This is a genomic window from Tolypothrix bouteillei VB521301 (genome assembly GCF_000760695.4).
GTDB lineage: Bacteria > Cyanobacteriota > Cyanobacteriia > Cyanobacteriales > Nostocaceae > Scytonema > Scytonema bouteillei_A.
This window is the reverse complement of the sequence record NZ_JHEG04000001.1, coordinates 3,478,751-3,503,876: the sequence shown is the minus strand read 5'-3', so window position 1 is coordinate 3,503,876 and position 25,126 is coordinate 3,478,751. Positions and strand designations below refer to the sequence as shown.

At 42.3% G+C, this 25,126-nt stretch carries 7 protein-coding genes; 1 reads left to right on the top strand and 6 read right to left on the bottom strand.

All coding sequences use genetic code 11. The annotated features are described in order from the left end of the window. Positions 1-690: 690 nt before the first annotated feature. Entirely contained in the window at positions 691-1,362 is a 672-nt protein-coding gene (locus HC643_RS13870; RefSeq protein WP_038079137.1) for a glutathione S-transferase family protein, read from the top strand. A 147-nt stretch (positions 1,363-1,509) separates the two neighbouring features. Here the strand turns inward: HC643_RS13870 and HC643_RS13865 are convergent, their stop codons facing one another. From HC643_RS13865 to HC643_RS13840, 6 genes are all read right to left on the bottom strand, one after another. Further along, a complete protein-coding gene (locus tag HC643_RS13865; RefSeq protein ID WP_038079140.1) occupies positions 1,510-1,845 on the bottom strand; it encodes a hypothetical protein in 336 nt (111 codons plus the stop codon). Positions 1,846-2,312: 467 nt separating this feature from the next. Continuing rightward, positions 2,313-2,639 (bottom strand): helix-turn-helix domain-containing protein, encoded by a 327-nt coding sequence (locus HC643_RS13860; protein WP_038079143.1) that lies wholly within the window; start codon positions 2,637-2,639, stop codon positions 2,313-2,315. A 588-nt stretch (positions 2,640-3,227) separates the two neighbouring features. Continuing rightward, positions 3,228-3,638 (bottom strand): hypothetical protein, encoded by a 411-nt coding sequence (locus HC643_RS13855; protein WP_038079145.1) that lies wholly within the window; start codon positions 3,636-3,638, stop codon positions 3,228-3,230. Between the two features lie 132 nt (positions 3,639-3,770). Beyond that, positions 3,771-5,243, bottom strand: coding sequence for a hypothetical protein (locus tag HC643_RS13850; protein ID WP_050045763.1), 1,473 nt, complete (start codon positions 5,241-5,243; stop codon positions 3,771-3,773). A gap of 322 nt (positions 5,244-5,565) precedes the next feature. Continuing rightward, positions 5,566-15,180, bottom strand: a complete 9,615-nt coding sequence (locus HC643_RS13845) for a DUF4347 domain-containing protein (protein ID WP_038079151.1) — start codon at positions 15,178-15,180, stop codon at positions 5,566-5,568. Positions 15,181-15,477: 297 nt separating this feature from the next. Then, positions 15,478-24,720, bottom strand: coding sequence for a Calx-beta domain-containing protein (locus tag HC643_RS13840; RefSeq protein WP_167844681.1), 9,243 nt, complete (start codon positions 24,718-24,720; stop codon positions 15,478-15,480). Between the last annotated feature and the right edge of the window lie 406 nt (positions 24,721-25,126).

Genomic DNA, 25,126 nt, shown 5'->3' with positions numbered 1-25,126 from the left:
CTGGATACCCAGGGTTTTGCTTATTACTCGATGAATGAGCCCATTACAGGCAAGGATAATAACAATCTGTTACATTTTTACAATAGATACTGAGGATTGGAAACTGAGAACTAGAAAATAATACCAAATTCGTTTCTCCAACTCCTTTTACTCTAACGATGGGAAATCGAGACCATACAATATAAGTCCGCGCAGGCGGACTTATTTAAAGCCTGCGTAGGCAGGCTTTGTTTGTATAGCCCCAGAATTCTATTCTGAGGGCAAATAGCGCTCTTTGGGATGCTCCCTAAAGGGGGTACAAGAGGCCGATTCAGTATGAGTTCCCAATAGCCAGTCCCCAATCCCTCTTTTACCCATATCAGCTTGCTTCTTCAAAAGAACTATGTCATAATGCAAAACTAATTGCAAACTACGGTAAATTGTTAAATTTACCGTAGTTTGCAAGTCGAGTGTCTATCCATCAATTCATTTTGTTGCTCGTTGCAAGTTCATTTTTTTATTCTGCCTAGCTGTTTGTCATAATTAACAGCACGTGCTGTTATTAGAAGATTTATCAAAACACCCACTTGAAACTCAGGTAGATAAAAGTGAAGGCTCAAGATAAAGAAATGAAAAAATTGCTGCATTCTCTGAAGGTAAATAGTTTGGAAATGACACGCATAAGAATAGTTTCTTGAGAGGATATCGGACATGACAGACATTACAATTTACAGCGCAGTTGTTTGTCCTTTTGCCCACCGTACACGTCTTGCATTATTGGAAAAAGGCATTGAATTTAATCTAGTTGAAATTGATTTGCAGAACAAGCCCGCAGATTTTACAGATGTCTCTCCTTATGGAAAAGTCCCTGCTATTAAACATGGAAACGAGCGAGTTTGGGAATCAGCAATTATTAATGAATATTTGGAAGAAACATTTCCAGAACCACCACTGCTACCAAAAGAACCAATCCTAAGAGCACAAGCACGAATTTGGATTGATTTTGCCAACACTCGATTTGTTCCTGCTTATTCGAGTTTGCTGCGTTCTCCTAACCTCGAACAGCAACAAGCCGCTGCTGAAGAATTACGCAATCACTTGCAATTTATAGAAAATGAAGCCTTTGCAAAGCTGTCAAAGGATGGACCTTATTGGTTTGGTGAATCTATTAGTCTTGTTGATTTAACTTATTTTCCCTGGTTTGAACGCTGGGTTGCTCTTAAGGAATATCGAGGCTTTCAGATACCATCTGAATTGACTCGCTTGCGACAATGGAAGCATGCTCTTAAAGAACGGGATTCTGTGAAAGCGATCGCAAATTCCAAAGAATTTTACTTGCAACGGTATGCCAAATTCGCACCTTTAGCAGCAGCAGCTAATTAAGGGTTTTCTAAGAGGATGTCCGAAAAGTTTTTAGTGATACATAGGTTTATGAACCGGATTTAGTCTCAAAAGCATGGAGCGAATCGCTAATATATAGTGTTCGCAACCATGCTATTTCTATGCATGGAAGCAAGAAATATTTTTGTACTATTTAGAACTACCAAAGCGCTTGCGATCGCGCAGTTGCTCTACTATATAATCTTCTAATTCTTGCCTTTCTCGGCTGCTAGCATTTCTATGATAAGTTCTTCCAGTTTCTTGAATAAATTTACGTTTCTCACTTTGAGAAGCGCTAGGTTTACCCCCAGGTTTCTTGAGGGTTTTCTGTAAATCCTCCCAGGTTTTTTCACCAACAATTTCACCGAGTTGGACAAGTGCTTTCGGTAATAATCTTTTTGCTTCTTGACGAAATTCATCATCTGTATCGAGAGAAGCTATATCTACACTGCCAAAGTCAATATTAATTTCCTGAAATTTATTCATCTAAAAACTCCTCTATACCAAGTACACAGTTTAACTCAAGTAGGGGTAAAAGTAGTCAAGACTCATTTTGCCGCCATGCATCGTCTGAAAATCCTACTCAGGCTACGTTTCAGAAAAAAACTAACCTTTCCCTAAAAAGAGCGGATTTGGCAGACTAGATCCATTGCTTTTAGCCGTACCATTTGAACCCTTTGGTTGGTACCTGCTACGTGCGGGTTCTTTGATAGCAAGTGTCCTACTGTTCCTTCCTGTTAAGAGTACCCTACAAGAGTTGCCTTCAAATGGTGAAAACTTTTATTGAGGTCGAGAGATAGGGACGAGAACGGAAATAAAGGCTGGAAATGCTTGATTTTTCGTTACTGAAAATGACATTACGTACAATTCAGTAGCAAATTATCAAATGAATGTAGCGCAAATGTTTCAACCGTTAATTTCCGAAAATACAGATATCTCGGCTCCACCTAAAATCAGTGCTGTAATGAGTCTGTCACTCCAAATTGAGTGATGACAATTTCTCTATTAGGAAAACGTGCTGTTATAGTGAGACTTCCGCCGAGAGATGTAATATATCTTGAGAGCGTAGAAACCTGAATATCGTTCTGATGCTCAATTTTTGAAAGAGCAGGTTGACCTATTCCCATATTATCAGCAACTTCGCTTTGAGTTTTACCTACAGATTCCCTAACTTCAGAAAGTGTCAAATATAATAGTGCAAGATTTGCCTGCATCTCACTTTCTGCTTGCTGCTGAGGTGTCATTTTTTTACGAAGTTCGCTAAAAGGCTTAGTTTTCATAGGAATCCTTCCGTTTCAATCCACCACATTTCAAATTCGTCTGTAAAGTCTACCTCTCACATCATTTTGCTTATACAAACAAATATCTTAACTAAAATATCACCTTTAACTCATATTGTGACTGCACGGAAAAGAAAAGTAAATAAAATAACATATTAATTTATCCGTATTTTGTGGGATTGTGTTTGATGGTTTACCTGTTCGTCCGGGGGAGGAAATTGGGTAGGGCAATTTTTAGAGATAGAGTCGAGGCGGAGCCTCAATCTGTGCATTCCCAGGCGGAGCCACCAGATCGAGACGGGAGGTGTCTGGGCAATACTTGTCGGTTAAGCCTAAAAATGCGAAAACACGTAGGTTGGGTTGAGGAACGAAACCCAACATTTACAGGTATTTGTTGGGTTTGTCCAACCTACAAAAATTCGAGAGCCCTTGCAGTATTGGGTGTCTGGGAGCTTTTTAAACGTCTACGAGCAGCAGCAAAGATATGTTTGTCTGGACAAGAGCTAGTAATCGCAATTAAAATGCGGCGTGCGTTTACAGTCATTAGGTCATGCGAATAATATTTTTATCTTTGTCTTCTATTGTCTACTAATCTTCTATCAGACCATAACAACTAGCACTTGTAACTATGTCATCTTGGAACCACAGTTGTAGGCCGAGTTCTTCATATTCAATACAAATTTGATCTCCATTTAGTTCACCTGGTTGGTTTTCTTTGCCAAAAAGATTACGAATTTCAGAAAGCGTCATCCCAAGGATATCTAGATTTTGATAAATTAGTTGGTCATAACAATTTATACTAATAATTAAGGAATTTTCAACATATATATGCGTCTCATAGTGAATTAGTCCGTAGGTTTCCCAGCCAGTTATTTCATCTGCAGGTTCGATTAACTCCAATTTGTAATCTTTCTCAAACTCTGAAATTGGATTACCAAAGTTAAAGGGTCCAACTGAGTTTAGCGGTTTCCAAATCCAATTAATTGAAATTTCAGTCATATATCACTTAATTTGGTTGTGAAATTGGCGGTTAAATTCATGAAAATACTAAGGTGGCTGCTATATGAGTAGTCTTTGAAATCAACCCTGCTTAATTCTTGCCTATCTCCCCCGAAAAAAATCGCTTTCCATTTATGATTCTCGATATACTTGGATAGCCTGATGAGGGTCTAAATTATTTAAAATAATAGGTAAAGCTTTCATGAAATGTTCACATACAGAAAATAAGGCTTCTATAGCATTAAATGCATCTGCATCTGTAAAAATATTCCAATATGTTTCTCCAATCCCTAGCCAGCCTAGAATATGGGTTGTCCCCATAACAAAAATTCCAGTTTCTGCATCAGATATATGATGCCAGTAACTTAATCGATCATCATCCAATTCCACATAAGTAATAATTTGCCAATTATCAAATTTAACTTGATGCTTCCAGCAATCGCGATCGGATTCAATAACTGAACCAACAATAGGCTTTATTTTTGTTTTAATCAAGTTTCTAAGTTGTTTCCTTTTGATTGTTAATACTTGCCTGTAAGAACTTAAACTAGTGTCCGTACTTTCTGAACGAATTTCTTTACATCTAGTGTTATATAGAATACTCATTTCATTATCCATTAGTATATTTTCAGAATCTAGAGAATCCCAATTTGCATATTTTACAAGTGCTTGAGATGCTTTCAACTGTTCTAACTTTTTTAGACTTATCATCGCAGTCAAAGCATCAGCAGCCCAATTATTATTAATTTTTCTAAGGAACGGAAAAGATTCATTTACTTCGCGTGTAGCATCGCTTAAACTCCAGTGAAAGTACTGTTTTTTAAACTGCTCTTTAAGCGCTCCAGATATTACCCTCATTTTATAAAGTTTAGCTTCTTCTTTTTTAATTTCTGGCTGCCCTATACTTTCCAAAAGTTGAGGTAATGCCTGAATAAATCTTTGACAAGAAGTTGATATGACATCAGCTGTATTTGATGAATCTTGCATAGAAAATAAATCCCAAGGAGAAGAAATCCCAAAATAGCTAAATAAATCAAGATTTTCTACAGTTAATAGCCATTCATTGCTGCTGATGATATAATAATATTTTAAAATTTGTCTTGGCGGCTCATGTAACTCTATCTTTGTCTCAATCTTCCAACTGTTAAGCTCAAACATTGAGATCATTTGATAACCTTCATCTTCAAATACAAAACTACTGTTAGAATTTAGTTTTTGAATAATAGTCTCTTTTAGAAGCCGTAAATTAATTGGAAATAGGGCTTCAAAAACTCTAAATTCCTTTAACCATTTATATCTGTTGGTCGTTCTTGCTCTTTCGTTAAAATCTCTCCAGGTTGCCTCGTCATTTTCGTTCCAAGGTTCATCAATTTTGTCAAGTATGTTGTTATGTTGTTGCTGGTACACTTTCCGAATAATAGTATTTGCTAACCTAAGTTGCTTTTCTTCTGGTATTTGTCCCATAACTTCTAAGATTTCCAAGGCAGATGCAGCCTTAATTCGACGCAGTAAAGGAAAGTCGCAGACAACTTCATCATACATTTCACGAAGAAGCCAACGGTATAGTCTTGTATAAAATAGTTCTGAAACAGATGTAGAATCCATAGCAATTTAGAATCCAAATGCAGCAGATGCTCTAGCAAGCGCACTCTTAAGTTGTAACAAGAATTCTGCTAATTCCAAGTTTCTAGCTGTATTCCAAGTGCGATCGCGTGCAATGTCGTTAGCTAACTCGAAAGGATCGCTAGCGGAGTAGTTTGTAGGAATAGTTTTTTTACAATTCGGTAAAGGTAAGACAAGTGGGTTAGGGCAATTTTTAGTGATAGAGTCGAGGCAGAGCCTCGATCTATGCCTTCCCAGGCTCCGCCTGGGAACGAGACAACGAGACAGGTGGAACCTGGGAACAAATAATTCCCCCCCTACCTCCTTAAATGGTGGTAAAGGAGTTGGCGGTTAAAGTAGATGCTTGGACTCCAACTAAGATTGCCAGATATTTTTGATTGGAATTATCAACAATAATGGTGTTGTTTAGAACTTGAACCATTGATAGAGCGGAGAAGGTTAAGCTACCGGATAGACGAATGATATCTTCGCCTACACGGAAGTCGTTAATGGTATCGATACCTTCATTTCTTGCTACAACAAAAATATCATTGCCTTTTCCACCCGTGAGGTAGTCGTTACCCAATCCTCCCCAGAATTCATCAGCACCGTCGTTACCCCATAACAGATCGTCTCCCGCTTCACCATAAAGCCAATCCTTACCTTCACTGCCGTAAAGACGATCGCTCCCGTTTCCACCTTTGATCAAATCGCTTGTACTGGAAGTCGCATTTGTGACAGATGAGATCGAGTCACCAAAGACAGTGTCGTTCCCATCTCCAGCATCAATTTCATCAGCACCGAATCCAGCAATAATAATGTCATCGCCTTCAAGTCCCAAAATGCGATCGCTATTTGTCGTTCCCATCAGGCGATCGGAACCGGGCGTACCGACGATCGCATTCATAGGAGCGATCGTACCGATTCCGAGCCCGTCTTTAATTTCAGAGTTGGTAGCGTTAGCCAGTTTCACAGCAAAGGTTTCTGCGTCTTCAAATTGGCTGTCAACCAATGCGGCGACACTAATGGTTTTACCAATATCCCCAGGGTTGAAGGTGAGAGTTCCTGTATACGCCGTTGCCGTGTAATCAGAGTTAACCGTAGCAGTTTCACCAACAATGCTATATTCTACAGTAATCGGTTGGTAGCTGGGGTTAGAAAGCGAGACATTAAATACTGCTGTATTTCCTTCACTTACAGTGGCATCATCAATAGAAATACCAGGTAAACTGTCATCGTTCGTAATTTGGACTACAGCTAGATTGGTTGTAATTGTAGCGCTTGCTGGTGCTTCAGTCGGGCGTGGGTTGGTTAAAGTAACAGAAAGAGTTTCCGTCGGTTCAAATGTTTTGTCTCCAAGAACGTCAACTTTAATGGTTTTGGTTGTTTCGCCCATTGTAAAGTTGAGAGTTCCAGTTGTAGCACCTGTTCCACCCGTAACCTGTATGTTGTTGTAATCGCTTCCAAACTCTGATGTTCCCTGAATCGCATAGTTGACCTGACTGGCTATCCCAATGCCACCACTTCTTGTTACGGTAAAGGTTAGTGTTTGAACACCCGTGTCACCTTCATTGATACTATTCGTTGAGAGATTTGATACGATATCGTATGTGATGGCGTCGTTAGCAGCAATGACAACTTTAGCATTGCTCTTAGCTGTATCGAGAACGTAACTATTACCTGCAACTAAATTGAGTTGCAAGCCTTCTTCTCCCTCGGGCAAAGTATCATCAGTCGGTGTGAGAATAACATCAACAAAACTTTGTCCGTCAGGAATCTCTACAAACAGTTTGTTTTGGTCTTTCAAATTAAGAGTGTAATCGCTAACACTTGCCGTACTTGCGTTGTCAATGGCAAAATTCACTGTTAAATTACCGAATGTGCCAGTACGACTGATACGGAAAGTACCGGGATCGCTCCCCGATTCGTTTGCTATGGCATCTAGAGCTGCAATACTGACAACTGGGGTAATCGTGATGTCAACAGAATCGCTATCTGTTAAAGCACCAAATTCTCCTTCTTTGCCTGTATAACCCCTGTCATTGGTTAAAATTTCAACTTTTCCCACACCAGAGAAATCAGCAGTGGGATTGAACTTCATGCCATCCAGTGCGGCGTTGATGTCATCCATTGTACCTGTAAAGGTCATGCTAGCATCATTGGTGCCATCGCCTGCGCCTTGAGAAAAATCTAATTTCGCAATGCTGTTAGCATTTAAACTGAGATTGCCATTTGTTGCAGTGAGTGTCACCTGAACGGGGTTATTGAGTGCATCAATATCGCTAATAGAGATGCGATTGTTGGTGGCTTGGCTGAAGACAAGCGAAGTGTTTGCGATCGTAGATTGGGCTGTGATGGGTACTAAATTAACAGGGGGTTCGTTAATTGGCTCAATGATAATTTTGACGGTGTTGGTAACTGTAACAGCAGAACCACCTGTATTTCCCAAGTCATTGGTTGCAATTGTGATACTACCTTCTCCAAAAACATTAGCTGCAGGCTTAAAGGTCATCCCCGTAAGAGCAGCGTTAATATTACCTAGAGTTCCTTTAAAGATGATTTTCTCATCATCGATTCCATCACCTGTAGTAATGAATAATCCTGTAGTACCACTTAAACTGAGATTTCCTTTCGCAGCCGTTAGCGTCACCTCAACTTGATTGGAACCAGCATCAGCATCGCTCACAGAGATAAGTTGTGCGCCACTAAAGATAAATGGTGTGTCTTCCTGTGTGGTGACTTCGTTAGGGAAGGTATGAACGGGAGGATCGTTAAAAGAGTTAACAGCAATTTCAATTGTGTCCTTGTCCGTGGCAAAGCTACCGCCACTATTCCCCAAATCATCAGTTGTTATTTCTATAGTTGCTGGGATGGAACCAGAATAGTTAGGTGTTGGTTTAAAGGTCATGCCAGCAAGCGCAGTATTGATATCTGCAATAGTGCCACTAAAAGTCATGGTGGCATTATTGAGACCGTCACTATTGCCGTTCCAAATACGTAATCCTGCAGTACCACTTAAACTAAGAGTGCCATTCGTGACAATCAATGTGACTTGGACTGGGTTGGCACCAGCATCGGGATCGCTAATGGAGATGAGATTTCCATTTTCTTTGCTGAAGACGATTGGTTTATCTTCATCTGTCGTCAATTTTCCAGGAACCTGATTGACAGGAGGATCGTTAACAGATTGGAGAGTGATGTTAATTGTGTCTGTGGCAGTTAAAACTTCATCATCATCTGGATTGTTCGAGCTACCACTGTTCCCCAAATCACTGGTTGTTATTTTTACGCTGGCAATACCCGAAAATTCAGGTGTTGGGTTAAAGGTCATGCCAGCAAGTGCGGTGTTGATGTTAGCAATGGTTCCTGTAAAAATCATACCGTTGCTGCGATCGCTACCATAGGTAAATTGTAATTCTTTAGTGCTACTTAAAGCGATCGTGCCATTAGTAGCAGTGAGTGTCACCTCAACGGGTTGATTGCCTGCATCTAAATCGCTAATAGAGATGAGGTTGTTACCACTAAAGATAATGGGTGTGTCTTCAAGAATTGTGAGTTCTTTATTGAGAACGGTATTGACAGGAGCATCGTTAATGGATTGAACATCAATGCTAACGCTGTTCGTAATTGTCTTTGCGCCGCCACTGCCAATATTTCCTTTGTCATTGACAGTAATTTCTACGGTTTCAGTACCAAAGAAGTTGGCTTTGGGAAGAAACTGCATGCTTGCGAGTGCAGTGTTAATGTTAGCAATGGTGCCAGTAAAAGTCATATTTTCTGTACCATTGCCACTTGGGACGCTCAATCCCGAAATATCGTTTAAACTGATGGTTCCATTGCCATTGACGACTTTTAGCGTGACTTCAACTTCAAGGGGGCTGCTATCGCCTAAATCAACATCGCTAATTGAGACGACACCACCTGTTTGTGCAAATACAAGTGTTGTGTCTTCTTTGGTGGTTTTCTTTGCAGGGACGTTAATAATGGGAGTGTCATTGACTGGCTTGACGTTTATCGCAGCATACGCAATGTCCGTACTAAAGGAAGTTGAACCTCCGTTGTTATTTATATCGGCGGTTCCACCGTTGCTACCGTTGGTTCGATCCCAAATTCGGAAGGAAAGCCCTTGCGCGATCGCACCCGTAAAGTTAGTGTTTGGGACAAAGCGAACTTTGGTCTTATCATCAGCTGCTAACAATCGAGCCGAACTTTCTGAGACATTACCAAAGTCAATCCAGGTACCATCTGTGGAATACTGCCACTTACCGTTTGTGTTGTCTTTGGCAAGAACTGCTATTCCCTGCAACGCTTCAAGATCGCTGTCAAGTACCCGACCTGCGACAATTGCAGATACAAGTGTCCCCTCGTTGTTCGTGTTGTCCTCATCAATGGCTGCGACAGAGATAGGATTGAGAGTAAGAATTAATTGTGGAACATTGGTTTGGTTTTCTCTAGATTGGTAATTGTAGGCAAGCCCAGGTTTATTAAAGTCAATGTGGTTGACAACTAAAGAGAGTTTTTTGTCTCCTGAAAGTTCTGTAAGAAATTGAGAACTGACATTGACTGTATTTTGTTGAAAACTATTGTATGCGATCGCCCACGTACCTAAAGCCTGAGTTTGATAAGCTGGCTTGTCTCTCCAAGCGATCGTATTTTCTTGCCAAGCATCATTGGAGACAAAATAAATCGAGTGGTAGTCTTCATTCCCAAATTCCGAACTACTGCCACTCATTTGGAAAGTAGCAGTCTTCAGTACACTTGCAAGACCATTGGGTAGAGAAGCAAGGTTAAACCGCACGTAAGTTTGTTGCGAACCGTTTTGGACGCCTCTTACTTTTAAGGTTGTGTCGCTACCGTAGTTCCTAGAAGGAGAAGCCGAATTCACCCAAGCATCAGCTTCAGCATAAACACTGAGAGTATCAGAGACGAGAACGGGTGCATCATTAAACGGGTTAACAACAATCTTGATGGTATCTTCGTCAATTTTTTCTCCCCCCGCACCTGTATTGCCTCGATCGTTTGTGGTGACTTTAATTTCAGCAACACCACTGTAGTTTTGGAAGGGAAGGAAACTCAACCCGTTTAGAGAAGAATTAATGCTGGAAACTCTACCCGTGAGGGTAATGGTGCTCGTGCTATCTCCCGTAACTGTAATGCCATCAAAATTTGCCAATTTCAGAATTCCATTGGTTGCAGCCAATGTAACTCGAACATCTGGGCTGGTTGGATTCTCTTCTGCATCTAGATCGGCAATGAGAATTTGATTGCTTGTTTGAGTGCTAAAGACAAGCGCCATGTCTTCATTTGTCGTCTGTAGCGCAGTTGGAACCGTGTTGACAGGCGCATCGTTAACAGGGTTAATCTTAACTATGACGCTGCTTGTAGCAGTTTTTGCTCCTCCACTGCCCGTATTTCCTTTGTCATCAACGGTAATATCGATCTTACCTGGAAGGACAGAGTTAAGAGCGGGATGGAATTTCATTCCCAGAAGTGCCGTGTTGATGTTGGCAAGAGTACCAGTAAATGTCATGGTGGCATCTTCAATACCATCGCTACCAGTACTGGTGAAGACCAATCCTTCTTTCGTGCCATTCAAACTGATAGTGCCATTGGTAGCATTGAGTGTCACGCTGAGTAAACTGCTGTCACCTGCATCTATATCAGCAATAGAGATAACACCGTTACTTGCATTAATAACCAAAGGTGTATCTTCGTCTGCAGTCAGCTCCACTGGTGCGTTAATGACAGGCTCGTCATTCACGGGACTGACCGTAAAGGCAGCAGTCGCAGTGGTAGAACTAAAGGGAGTTGTCAGACCGTTGACAGAGACATCAAATCTTCCACCGTTAGAACCACCAGTTTGGTCCCAAGCGTGGAAGGTAAGACCGTCACTAATGCTGCCAGTAAAGTTAGTATTGGGTATAAATCGAATCTTTGTATTGAGATCTGATGCTAGTAATAATGCTGAACTTGTAGAGACAGTACCAAACTCGTTCCAGGAAAAACCTCCATCGGTTGAATATTGCCACTGACCGTTGGTAGTGTTGGTTTTGATAATAGCAATCCCTTGTAACGCTCCTGCATCTACATCATTTGCGTTACCAGTTACGATTTCAGAGACTAAAATGCCGTTGTTGTTGATGTCATCTTCTGTAATTGCTGTCTTAACTGTGATGGAGTTGGAAAGGATGACAGGCGCATCGTTGACGGGTAAGACGTAGATGCTAATGGTATCTGTGTCGCTTTTTTCTCCTCCCGCACCTGTATTCCCTTTATCATTTGTGGTGATTTGAACTGTTGTATCGCCATTAAAGTTAAGTGCTGGCGTGAAGCTAAGACTGTTTAGGGCAGTATTAATTTTAGGAATTGTGCCACCGATTGTAACTTGCCCCGTGGTGTTGCCTGTAATGTTAACCTCAGCGGTACTTGCTAAGCTGAGAGTACCGTTAGCAGCAGTTAATTTGACTTCAACTATGTTATCTGCAGCATCAGCATCGCTAATTTGAATTTGATTGGCACCAAAGACAAGGGCGGTTTCTTCTGCTGTAGTTTGTAATGCAGTAGGTACCGTGTTGACAGGAGCATCGTTAACAGGATTAATCTTGATATTGACACTACGATCGCTGGTTTTTGGTCCTCCCGATCCAGTTTTCCCTAAGTCATTCACACCGATCGCAATTTTACCATCAGTTGTGTTAGGTGTTGCCTGAAACTTCATGCCTAGAAGTGCAGTATTGATATTAGCAAGAGTTCCAGTAAAGGACATACTGACATCTTCAACACCATCACCATTGGTGAACGTAAAAGGCAATGCCCCACTGCTATTCAAACTTATAGTGCCATTGGTAGCCGTGAGAGTTACCGCAACCGGTTGGTTACCTGCATCCACATCGCTAATAGAAATAGCACCATTGCTTGCATTGATAATTAGAGGTTGGTCTTCTTCTGCGGTTAATTCTATAGGTGCGGTAATCACAGGAGCATCATTAACAGCGTTTATTTTGATGTCTGCTGTTGCAATTTCTACACTGAAAGCAGTTGTACCGCCATTGATAGAAGTATCAGATGTGCCGCCATTTATACCAGATGTGCGGTCCCAAGCGCGGAAGGTTATACCGTTTGCGATCGTACCGACAAAGTTTTCTTTAGGGACAAAACGAACTCTTGTACTGCTATCCGCCGCTAGTAATAGAGCCGCACTTGAAGATAAAGAAGTGCTAAAACCAGTCCAATTGACACCATTATCGAGCGAGTATTGCCACTGACCGTTACCGTTATTACTTCCGATAACAGCTATTCCTCTTTGTGCTGCTGAATCTGCATCAGAAATGCGACCGTTAACAATTGCAGAAACCAAAGTGCCGCTATTTTTAGTATCGTCCTCATCGATTGCGGTTAAAGAGATGGGCGAGAAAGAAAGTTCCAGTCTTGGAACAAAGCTCGAACCACTCTCTCTAGAGTAATAATCAACGGCATTACCTGCAGTGCTAAAATTGTTGATGACGTATGACAGTTGTTTATTGCCCGAACCTGACAATTCAGCTTGCACTGGGGCTGTTGTATCGACAGTATAGGTTTGAATCGCACCGCTGTTAGATTGTAGCGACCACGACTGTATTTGTTGATAAAAAGGTTTGTTTGCCCAAGTAATAGAATTTTCTTGCCAAGTATCGCTATCTATGTAGTAAAGATTGTGAGTGTAACTACCGCTTGAAGCCGAGCCCGTGACTCTGAAAGTTGCAGAAGTTAACACGTTATTCATGCCGTTAGGCAAGGAACTCAAGTTAAAACGGATATATGCCTCAGACTGACTGTCGCTTTGATTGTCTACGCTCAAAGCCGTACTGCTACCGTAGTTTGCTTGAGTATCGGATGAGTCTACCCATGCATCGGCTTCTGCATAAAGAATAACGGAGTTGGAGAACAAGACAGGAGCATCATTAACAGGTGTAACGCTAACATTAAAAGTATTTGTAGCGATCTTAGCTCCGTCAGCACCTGTATTCCCTTTGTCATCTGTCTTAATCTGAATTGTAGCAGTGCCATTGAAGTTTTGATTTGGGGCAAAACTCAAACCGTTTAAAGCAGCATTAATGTTGGTTACCGTTCCCAAAAGAATGACATTACCAGTTTTATCGCCTTGGACGCTAATCCCTGTTGTAGTTGCTAAAGAGAGAGTGCCATTACTAGTATTCAATGTTACTTCAACAGGATTGTTAAGCGCATCTGCATCGCTAATGGAAATGGTATTAAAAGTCAGTGCTGTTTCTTCTTTAGTAGTTTGACTGCTAGGAACTATATTGATAGGCGTACTATTAATAGATTCATTTAGCAGTATCGAAAAGTTATTGGAACCAGAATTGGCAACAACTAAGTCAGTTTTTCCATCCTTATTAAAGTCATTAGCAGCGACAGACACGGGATTGGACCCGACAGTCACCCTATTGGTACTGCTAAAGCCCCCGCTACCATTACCCAATAACAGCGAGATGCTACCAGTACTAGACCCTGTTGCAAGGGCTAAGTCTAATTTCCCGTCTTTATTGAAATCACCAACAGTAATAGATGAAGGGCTTGCTTCAACTCCATAATTGGTCACATTCCCAAAACCACCAATATTATTGCCCAACAATACGGTAACGTTGTTGGAACCAGAGTTTGCAACTGCAAGATCGCGCCTACCATCTCCATTGAAATCGCTAACAATTATGGATTTGGGATTTAAAACTCCCGAACCCAATCCGTAAAAAGTGGCATTGCTAAAGACACCACCACCACTACCCAATAACAGAGCAATGTTGTTTGAACCAGAGTTTGCGATCGCTAAATCGAGTTTGCCATCGCCGTTGAAGTCGTTTGCAACAATCGAACTGGGATTGGTTCCAACATCATAGAGTGTAGGATTCGTGTAAGTCCCGTCACTCTTTCTTAAAACCACCGAAACTTTATTAGTGTTAGTTGTTACAGCTAAGTCAGAAGCACCATCGCCATTAAAGTCGCCCGTAACCACAGAAGTGGGATTTGTCCCCGTCGCCCCAATGACAACATTGGTGGTAGAGCCAAAATTACCATTGCCAATACCCAACAATACCGAAACAGTGTTAGAACCAGAGTTGGCTGTCACCAAATCTAAATAATTATCTTGATTAAAGTTACCTGTTGTCACAAAAACAGGTGATGCTCCCACTGTATACTCATCAACAGTATTAAAGTTGCCATTAGCACCACCCAACAGCACTGAAACACTATTAGATTGTTGTGCTACTGCTATATCGGAATTACCATCATTGTTAAAGTCACCTACCGCGATCGAGGAGGGTGCTGAACCTGATATGTCAAACGGATTAAAGGAAATAGGTAAAATTGACTTGTAAGTATTCGTTACCTCTGGTGTAAAAGCACTATTAGACTCAATTTCCCCTGTTGTAACTTCTAAATCCCAATTTCCCCCAAGAGCAGTGTTTCCCGTAACATCCTCAGAAGCAGTGACATCAGCCCCTGTAATTTCTGCTAGTTGTTGCACAAAAGCTTTGCCAACTTCACCAGATGCAATGTTACAACCGTAAAGCAAAATATCAGCATCATCAGTTAAAGAATTTGCCCATTGCTGCAACTGTTGTTGGTAAATTTCTAGAGTCTCGTTGTTGAGTTGAGTCGCTCCGAGTTGCAAGTTAGCTTCTGCACCATGAGAAATAATGTGAATGGATTGGTATATACTTCCCTGCAAAGACTCCGTAATTTGAGTAATTCCATCTTTAGATGGGTCTAGGAGAATAACTTGGTAACCGGGTTTTATATCAGATATTAGGCTTTGGTAATCTGAGACTGACGTATCTATAAAGATTATGTTTAGATTATCTGTCTCTGGATTTGTAACTACTGATTTTTGAGTATAATTTTTTTTGTAAGTTTGGCGATCGCTGTCTGTCAAATTCTTCATAATTGCTTTTATTCCAATAGAAATTTGAGTCAAAACAGGTACCTGCTGACTCTAAAATTTAGTGTTATCCATTTGTTTACGTAACGTTGATTCCAAAAGCCAAGCGCATCGCAATGTCACTGCTTGTTAGCAGTTATGGCTTTCAGTCTCTATCACAATTTATGCTCTGTCTGAATTAACAACTAGCGTAGTTTTACGGAAAAAAATCTGGATCTTTGACAGAGATTTCAGAAGAAGTATTGCTAGGGCGTGTTTTTACGCGTGTTAGATCCCTATAAGCCAAACACGCCCTAGAGGTCATTGAACGACGAAAGAGCTATCGGTCAAAGCTGATGAATTCACTCCGGTGATAATGGCGAGGATTTTGCGATCGCTATTTTCTTGTGAATTTTCATAGATCAAGGTGCTACCCAGAAATGTAGTCCTTGACAAATCGGAGAGCTTTAAACCATTCACCAGATAAATGACATCCTCTCCTACATGGAAATCATTGATAGTATCTGTTCCTTCACCTGAAGCAAGAACAAATCGATCGTTTCCTTGACCGCCTGTAAGGTAATCGTTTCCAGCACCGCCCCAAAGTAGATCTTGACCGTCGTTACCCCAGAGTAGGTCGTCACCAGCTTCCCCGTAAACCCAGTCATCCCCATCGCCACCAAAGATGCGATCGTTACCGTTACCACCTTTGATAACATCGCTATTGATAGAGGTACTATTGCTAACACTATTGACTGTGTCACCAAAAACGGTATCGTCACCATCGCCTGCGTCAATCTCATCAAATCCCAAGCCACCGATGATAGTGTCATTATCCTCTAGTCCATAAATGCGATCGCTATTTTGGGTTCCTACTAAAAGATCTGGTCCAGATGTACCGTTTAAAATCGTTGGAATGTTAATGACACCAATTCCTTTGTTAATGGAAATAGTTGCATTTTTTGCCTCGGAAAGTATCACAGAGAATGTCTCCACATCCTCAATTTTCGCATCGATATTTGTTGCAATACTTATTGTTTTGTTGGTTTCTGTTGGATTGAAGATAAGTTTGTTAGTTCCTGCTATATAGTCACCATCTGCAATAGTGGCGCTACCATCAGCAGTGTTGTAACTGACCTCAATCACTTCATAACTGGGATTGGAAAGAGTGACAGAGAAATTGGCAGTGTCACCTTCTTTTAACAAGGTATTCTGAATGCTTATGGTAGGTTGAGGGTCATCGTTGGTGACGGTAACAATGGCTTGGTTTTTACTGAGAGTTGCGTTACTCTCTGGAGCAAGAGAGAAATTGACGTTGAATTTCTCATCAGTCTCAAATTGTTTATCGCTTTTAGTTACAATATCAATGGTCTTGCTCATTTCACCAGGAGCAAAGGTGATTGTTCCCATCTTGACAGCATTGTAATCATTATCTACAACCGTGGCTGTCCCATCACTGGTAGTATAGTTGACAATAATTGGTTGACTGCTAGGGTTGGAGACGGTCAGGGTAAATGTAGCAGTACCGCCTTCTGTAACGGTAACGTCATCACTAATACTGACAGTTGGTTTTGGATCGTCACTAATGATAACAACAAGACCCTTGTCTTTGGCAAGAGTTGCATTGCTTGGTGTAAAAAGTTCAATATTAAACGTCTCATCAGCTTCAAAGATGTTGTCGTCTTTTGTAACAACGCTAATGGTCTTGGTGGTTTCACCAGGAGCAAAAGTAAGAATGTCATTCAAAGCATTGTAATCGGTGTCTGCAATAGCGCTACCGTTACTAGTTTTATAATTGACTGTGATTTGTTGAGTACTGGGGTTGGAGAGAGTGACATTGAACGTAGCAGTGTTATTTTCACCGGCGATCGCAACCTCATCAATACTGATACTGGGTTGAAGATCTTCACTGGTAACAGTAGCAATTCCTGTGGCTTTTTCAAAAGTAGCGTTGCTAGATGTAGAGAGGTTAACGTTAAATGTCTCATCAAGCTCAAAGATGTTGTCATCTTTGGTAACCACGCTAATAATCTTGCTAGTTTCACCAGGAGCAAAAACGACTGAAGCTCCGCTCAAGCCCTCATAATCACCATCTACAGTTGTAGCACTCCCATCGCTGGTGTTGTAATTGACAGTAATTTGTTGACTGCTGGGATTGGAGAGGGTAATGGTAAAATTGGCATTACTACCCTCGGTTATTCTGACATCATCAATCTTGATACTAGGCGGTGCATCATCGTTAGCGATCGTCACTGTTGCCTGCGATTTGGTAAGACTGGCATTGCTGGGGTCAAAAAACTGAATGCTGAATGTCTCATCTACTTCAAATTTGTTGTCTTGTTTGGTCACAACAGAGATGGTTTTGCTGGTTTCACCGGGAGCAAAAGCGAGTGTAGAAACATTTAAAACTTCGTAATCAGCATCTACACTTGTCGCGCTACCATCACTGGTGGCGTAATTGACAGTGACAAATTGAGCGGTGGGATTTGAAAGAGTAAGAGTAAATGTGGCAGTACCACCTTCGTTAATTGTCACATCATCACTAATACTGATACTGGGGAGAGCATCATCATTCTTGATAGTGACAATCGCCTCACCTTTGCTTCCCAATGTGGCATTGCTCTCAGGTGCTAGCTGAACTTTAAATGTCTCGTCTAATTCAAATTTGCTGTCCTGTTGGGTGACGACGGTAATGGTTTTGCTGGTTTCGCCCGGAGCGAAGGTGATTGTTGATGCGGTGGGTACCACATAATCGTTATCTCCAATTGTCGCGGTACCATCGCTGGTGCTGTAGTTAACATTGATGGTTTGAGCGCTGGGGTTGGATAAGGTGACGGTTAATGTTGCTGTTTCACCTTCATTGACAGTGACATCCTCAATACTGACACTGGGAACAGCATCATCATTCTCGATCGTGACAACCGCCTCACCTTTGCTTCCTAATGTGGCATTGCTGTCGGGTGCTAGCTGAACTTTAAATGTCTCGTCTAATTCAAATTTGCTGTCAGGTTGGCTGACGACGGTAATGGTTTTGCTGGTTTCGCCCGGATCGAAGGTGATTGTTGATGTGGTGGGTACCACATAATCGTTATCTCCAATTGTCGCAGTGCCATCGCTGGTGCTGTAGTTAACATTAATGGTTTGAGCGCTGGGGTTGGATAAGGTGACGGTTAATGTTGCTGTTTCACCTTCATTGACAGTGACATCCTCAATACTGACACTGGGAACAGCATCATCATTCTCGATCGTGACAACCGCCTCACCTTTGCTTCCTAATGTGGCATTGCTGTCAGGTACTAGCTGAACTTTAAATGTCTCGTCTAATTCAAATTTGTTGTCTTGTTGGGTGACGACGGTAATGGTTTTGCTGGTTTCGCCCGGAGCGAAGGTGATTGTTGATGCGGTGTGTGCCACATAATCGTTATCTCCAATTGTCGCGGTACCATCGCTGGTGCTGTAGTTAACATTGATGGTTTGAGCGCTGGGGTTGGATAAGGTGACGGTTAATGTTGCTGTTTCACCTTCATTGACAGTGACATCCTCAATACTGACACTGGGAACAGCATCATCATTCTTGATAGTGACAACCGCCTCACCTTTACTTCCCAATGTGGCATTGCTGTCAGGTACTAGCTGAACTTTAAATGTCTCGTCTAATTCAAATTTGCTGTCCTGTTGGGTGACGACGGTAATGGTTTTGCTGGTTTCGCCCGGATCGAAGGTGATTGTTGATGCGGTGGGTGTCACATAATCGTTATCTCCAATTGTCGCAGTGCCATCGCTGATACTGTAGCTAACATTAATGGTTTGAGCGCTGGGGTTGGATAAGGTGACGGTTAATGTTGCTGTGTCACCTTCATTGACAGTGACATCCTCAATGCTGACACTGGGAACAGCATCATCATTCTTGATAGTGACAACCGCCTCACCTTTACTTCCCAATGTGGCATTGCTCTCAGGTGTCAGCTGAACTTTAAATGTCTCGTCTGATTCAAATTTGCTGTCCTGTTGGCTGACGACGGTAATGGTTTTGCTGGTTTCGCCCGGAGCGAAGGTGATTGTTGATGTGGTGGGTGTCACATAATCGTTATCTCCAATTGTCGCAGTACCATCGCTGATACTGTAGTTAACATTAATGGTTTGAGCGCTGGGGTTGGACAAGGTGACAGTTAATGTTGCTGTTTCACCTTCATTAATCGTCACGTTATCACTAATACTGACACTGGGAACAGCATCATCATTCTCGATCGTGACAACCGCCTCACCTTTGCTTCCTAATGTGGCATTGCTCTCAGGTGTCAGCTGAACTTTAAATGTCTCGTCTAATTCAAATTTGCTGTCCTGTTGGGTGACGACGGTAATGGTTTTGCTGGTTTCGCCCGGAGCGAAGGTGATTGTTGATGTGGTGGGTGTCACATAATCGTTATCTCCAATTGTCGCAGTGCCATCGCTGATACTGTAGTTAACATTAATGGTTTGAGCGCTGGGGTTGGACAAGGTGACAGTTAATGTTGCTGTTTCACCTTCATTAATCGTCACGTCATCACTAATACTGACACTGGGAACAGCATCATCATTCTCGATCGTGACAACCGCCTCACCTTTGCTTCCTAATGTGGCATTGCTCTCAGGTGTCAGTTGAACTTTGAATGTCTCGTCTAATTCAAATTTGCTGTCAGGTTGGGTGACGACGGTAATGGTTTTGCTAGTTTCGCCCGGATCGAAGGTGATTGTTGATGTGGTGGGTGTCACATAATCGTTATCTCCAATTGTTGCGGTACCATCGCTGGTGCTGTAGCTAACATTAATGGTTTGAGCGCTGGGGTTGGACAAGGTGACGGTTAATGTTGCTGTTTCACCTTCATTAACAGTGACATCCTCAATACTGACACTGGGAACAGCATCATCATTCTCGATCGTGACAACCGCCTCACCTTTGCTTCCCAATGTGGCATTGCTGTCGGGTGCTAGCTGAACTTTAAATGTCTCGTCTAATTCAAATTTGCTGTCCTGTTGGGTGACGACGGTAATGGTTTTGCTGGTTTCGCCCGGATCGAAGGTGATTGTTGATGCGGTGGGTGTCACATAATCGTTATCTCCAATTGTCGCAGTGCCATCGCTGATACTGTAGCTAACATTAATGGTTTGAGCGCTGGGGTTGGATAAGGTGACGGTTAATGTTGCTGTGTCACCTTCATTGACAGTGACATCCTCAATGCTGACACTGGGAACAGCATCATCATTCTTGATAGTGACAACCGCCTCACCTTTACTTCCCAATGTGGCATTGCTCTCAGGTGTCAGCTGAACTTTAAATGTCTCGTCTGATTCAAATTTGCTGTCCTGTTGGCTGACGACGGTAATGGTTTTGCTGGTTTCGCCCGGAGCGAAGGTGATTGTTGATGTGGTGGGTGTCACATAATCGTTATCTCCAATTGTCGCAGTACCATCGCTGATACTGTAGTTAACATTAATGGTTTGAGCGCTGGGGTTGGACAAGGTGACAGTTAATGTTGCTGTTTCACCTTCATTAATCGTCACGTTATCACTAATACTGACACTGGGAACAGCATCATCATTCTCGATCGTGACAACCGCCTCACCTTTGCTTCCTAATGTGGCATTGCTCTCAGGTGTCAGCTGAACTTTAAATGTCTCGTCTAATTCAAATTTGCTGTCCTGTTGGGTGACGACGGTAATGGTTTTGCTGGTTTCGCCCGGAGCGAAGGTGATTGTTGATGTGGTGGGTGTCACATAATCGTTATCTCCAATTGTCGCAGTGCCATCGCTGATACTGTAGTTAACATTAATGGTTTGAGCGCTGGGGTTGGACAAGGTGACAGTTAATGTTGCTGTTTCACCTTCATTAATCGTCACGTCATCACTAATACTGACACTGGGAACAGCATCATCATTCTCGATCGTGACAACCGCCTCACCTTTGCTTCCTAATGTGGCATTGCTCTCAGGTGTCAGTTGAACTTTGAATGTCTCGTCTAATTCAAATTTGCTGTCAGGTTGGGTGACGACGGTAATGGTTTTGCTAGTTTCGCCCGGATCGAAGGTGATTGTTGATGTGGTGGGTGTCACATAATCGTTATCTCCAATTGTTGCGGTACCATCGCTGGTGCTGTAGCTAACATTAATGGTTTGAGCGCTGGGGTTGGACAAGGTGACGGTTAATGTTGCTGTTTCACCTTCATTAACAGTGACATCCTCAATACTGACACTGGGAACAGCATCATCATTCTCGATCGTGACAACCGCCTCACCTTTGCTTCCCAATGTGGCATTGCTATCAGGTGCTAGCTGAACTTTAAATGTCTCGTCTAATTCAAATTTGCTGTCCTGTTGGCTGACGACGGTAATGGTTTTGCTGGTTTCGCCCGGAGCGAAGGTGATTGTTGATGTGGTGGGTGTCACATAATCGTTATCTCCAATTGTCGCAGTGCCATCGCTGATACTGTAGCTAACATTAATGGTTTGAGCGCTGGGGTTGGATAAGGTGACGGTTAATGTTGCTGTTTCACCTTCATTGACAGTGACATCCTCAATACTGACACTGGGAACAGCATCATCATTCTCGATCGTGACAACCGCCTCACCTTTGCTTCCTAATGTGGCATTGCTGTCGGGTGCTAGCTGAACTTTAAATGTCTCGTCTAATTCAAATTTGCTGTCAGGTTGGCTGACGACGGTAATGGTTTTGCTGGTTTCGCCCGGATCGAAGGTGATTGTTGATGTGGTGGGTACCACATAATCGTTATCTCCAATTGTCGCAGTGCCATCGCTGGTGCTGTAGTTAACATTAATGGTTTGAGCGCTGGGGTTGGATAAGGTGACGGTTAATGTTGCTGTTTCACCTTCATTGACAGTGACATCCTCAATACTGACACTGGGAACAGCATCATCATTCTCGATCGTGACAACCGCCTCACCTTTGCTTCCTAATGTGGCATTGCTCTCAGGTGTCAGTTGAACTTTAAATGTCTCGTCTAATTCAAATTTGTTGTCCTGTTGGGTGACGACGGTAATGGTTTTGCTGGTTTCGCCCGGTGCAAAGGTGATTGTTGATGCGGTGGGTGTTACATAATCGTCATCTCCAGTTGTCGCAGTGCCATCGCTGGTGCTGTAGCTAACATTAATGGTTTGATAGCTGGGGTTGGATAAGGTGACGGTTAATGTTGCTGTGTCGCCTTCATTGACAGTGACATCCTCGATACTGACACTGGGAACAGCATCATCATTCACGATCGCGATTGTTACTGCTGCTGCACTTGTCTCAATTGTTGAATTTGCAGGAGCAGTGGTTGGCTGGGGATTGCTTAAAGTAACCGTAATATCTTCATTGGTTTCATATACATCATCACCTACAAGATCGACTGTAATTGTCTTCTGTGTCTCTCCAGGAGCAAAGTTTATAGTTCCAGATGAGGAAGTTCCTCCACTTTCAACAGTAATGTTGTAATCATTACCAAAAGTTGCTGTTCCGTTTAAGGCAAAGTCTACTGTACTTTCTACTCCAGTACCCCCACTTCGAGTCACAGTAAGGGTAATGCTCTTAGTGCCACTATTACCTTCATCAATAGGAGTTGTCGTTGTGGTAGAAATACCGTACACAATAGGGTCATTAGCAGCAATAGTCAGAGTCGTTTCTGTTATTGTTCCGGCGACCGCACCTTTAAGAGCGCCAAAGTTGAATACAATTGTTTCGTCATTCTCCGGGAGAGTGTCGGGTTTGATGGTAACAGTAAAAACTTTTGTTAACTCTGTACCTGTTGCGCCTGCCGTAAAGGTGACAGCGCTTGAGGAAACAGTATAATCTTGGTCTGCTGTGGCTGTACTGTTACTGTTGATAACAATCGGGACAGTCACGTCAGTTGGTGGAATACTGTCTAAGGTAACAGAGATCTCAACTGCGATCGCGTTATTGTCTTCTGCAATACTGTAGGTGGCAACACCGAAGTTAACTTTTGGAGGAACAAAATCAGATTCAATGGCACCAATGTCAACAATATTACCAATAGTTCGCGTACTGCCTCGTTGATCTGTTGTTGGTAAATTTGGGTTGCTTTGTGTGTTGCTACCTGCATTAATAGCGGGGCTACCTATAAGCAGAGCGTGAGTCTGGGTAGGACCACCATTATCAGCTAAAGGAGCAAGTTTGGGATCGGAGGCGATAATATCTGAACCAGTGCCAAGAGTGCTTGAAGATATACCACTAACACTACCAATCAGGTTATTCGCATTACCGTTGAAAGTGCTACCAGCAACATCAGAAGCTTGATTGCCTTTGTCACTATTGCCAGCAATGATGCTATTAACAACGCTAATCGTTCCACCATTGTTGTAAACACCACCACCATCACCGATATTGTCATTATCGCTATCAGCAATATTCTCTGTAATAGTACTGTTACTGATAGTTCCATTGCTACCAAAAACTCCCCCTCCAGAACCTTTCGCTGTATTCCCAGAAATAGTGCTGTTGGCGATCGCAATGTTATTAGCGCTATAAACCCCTCCACCTGACGAAGCTGTGTTACCAGAAATAGTGCTGTTGGCAATGGTAACATTGCCACTGCTCCAAATGCCGCCACCGTCACCGTTCGCAGTGTTACCGGAAATGGTACTATTGTTGATAATAACACTGCTATTGCTGTAAATAGCACCGCCATTGCCCGCGATCGCGTTTCCGCCAGTTATCTTCAACTTGGCTATGGTAAGGGGTGCTGTAGCAGAAAAGATACGAGAAAGATTATTCCCACTGATTGTCAGGCTGTTTGCCCCACTACCTACAAGTGTTACAGCTTCAGTAACAGTGAGTTCTCCTGAAGTGAGAGTAATTGTGTCTGGATTTGTGTCTGTGAAGATGCCAGTGAATAAAATCGTATCATCACCAGCAGTCGCATTGGCATCAAGAATAGCTTGTCGCAAAGAACCAAGCCCGCTGTCATTGGTATTTGTAACTTCAAAGATTCCCAACACTTTGCTATAAGCTTCCATCACCCCAACCTGAAACGCCAGGGGTGCTTCAATAAAGCCAGTAGCTACCTCAAGATCCCAATCACCCCCGCTAGCTGCACTTCCGGTCAAGTCATCCGATGCAGCAATATCAGCACCCACGAGCTGGCTCAGTTGCTGTACAAAAGCTTCTCCCCTCTCTCCAGATGCCACATTACATCCATAAAGCAAAATATCAGCACCGTCTGTCAAGAAGTTTGCCCACTGCGATAGCTGTTGCGTGTAGAGAGATAAGGTATCGCTATTGAATTGCGCTGACCCCAGTTGCAAGCTACCTTCCGCCCCGTGGGAAACAATATGAACGGACTGATATTTGCCATTCTGCAAAATTTCTGTGATTTGGGTGATTCCGTCTTTTGTCGGGTCCAGAATAACAACTTGGCTATCCGATTGTATGCCCAATATTAAGCTTTGATAGTCTGGAACCGTTGTGTCTATGAAGATAATATTGAGATTTTCGCGATCGCTATTAGGAAGAATAATTTCTTCGTTATAATTTTCCTGAGGATTTTGGGTAGTATGCTCTGTTGATTCCATCATAGTTGCTTTTATCCCAATAGAAATTAGAGTCAAAACAGATACCTGCTGACTCAAAGAAATAGTCTTATTACTTTGTTTGCGTAGCAATTGCTGGAGCTAACATCAGAGCAACGTTGAAGCACAGAATTTTCTTTTGCGCGAAGCATTCTGCCCCAATATCAGAACAGCAGTAAACCTAACCATCCTTACCTCCATACAGTTTGGTAGAAGTTACGGTTTTCGGTCTACATCACAATTTATGCTGTATATAAGCTAACAACTAGCGTAGTTGTACTGAAAAAAAATAGTCTCGGCTGCAAAGTTAAGCAAGTAGTAACTCCAAGAATAAGTAAATTATTTTATACAAGTAAGAAAACAGAAATTAAATCTCCTTTGGCTCACGCACCCCAGCTGGCGGCTGGTTTAG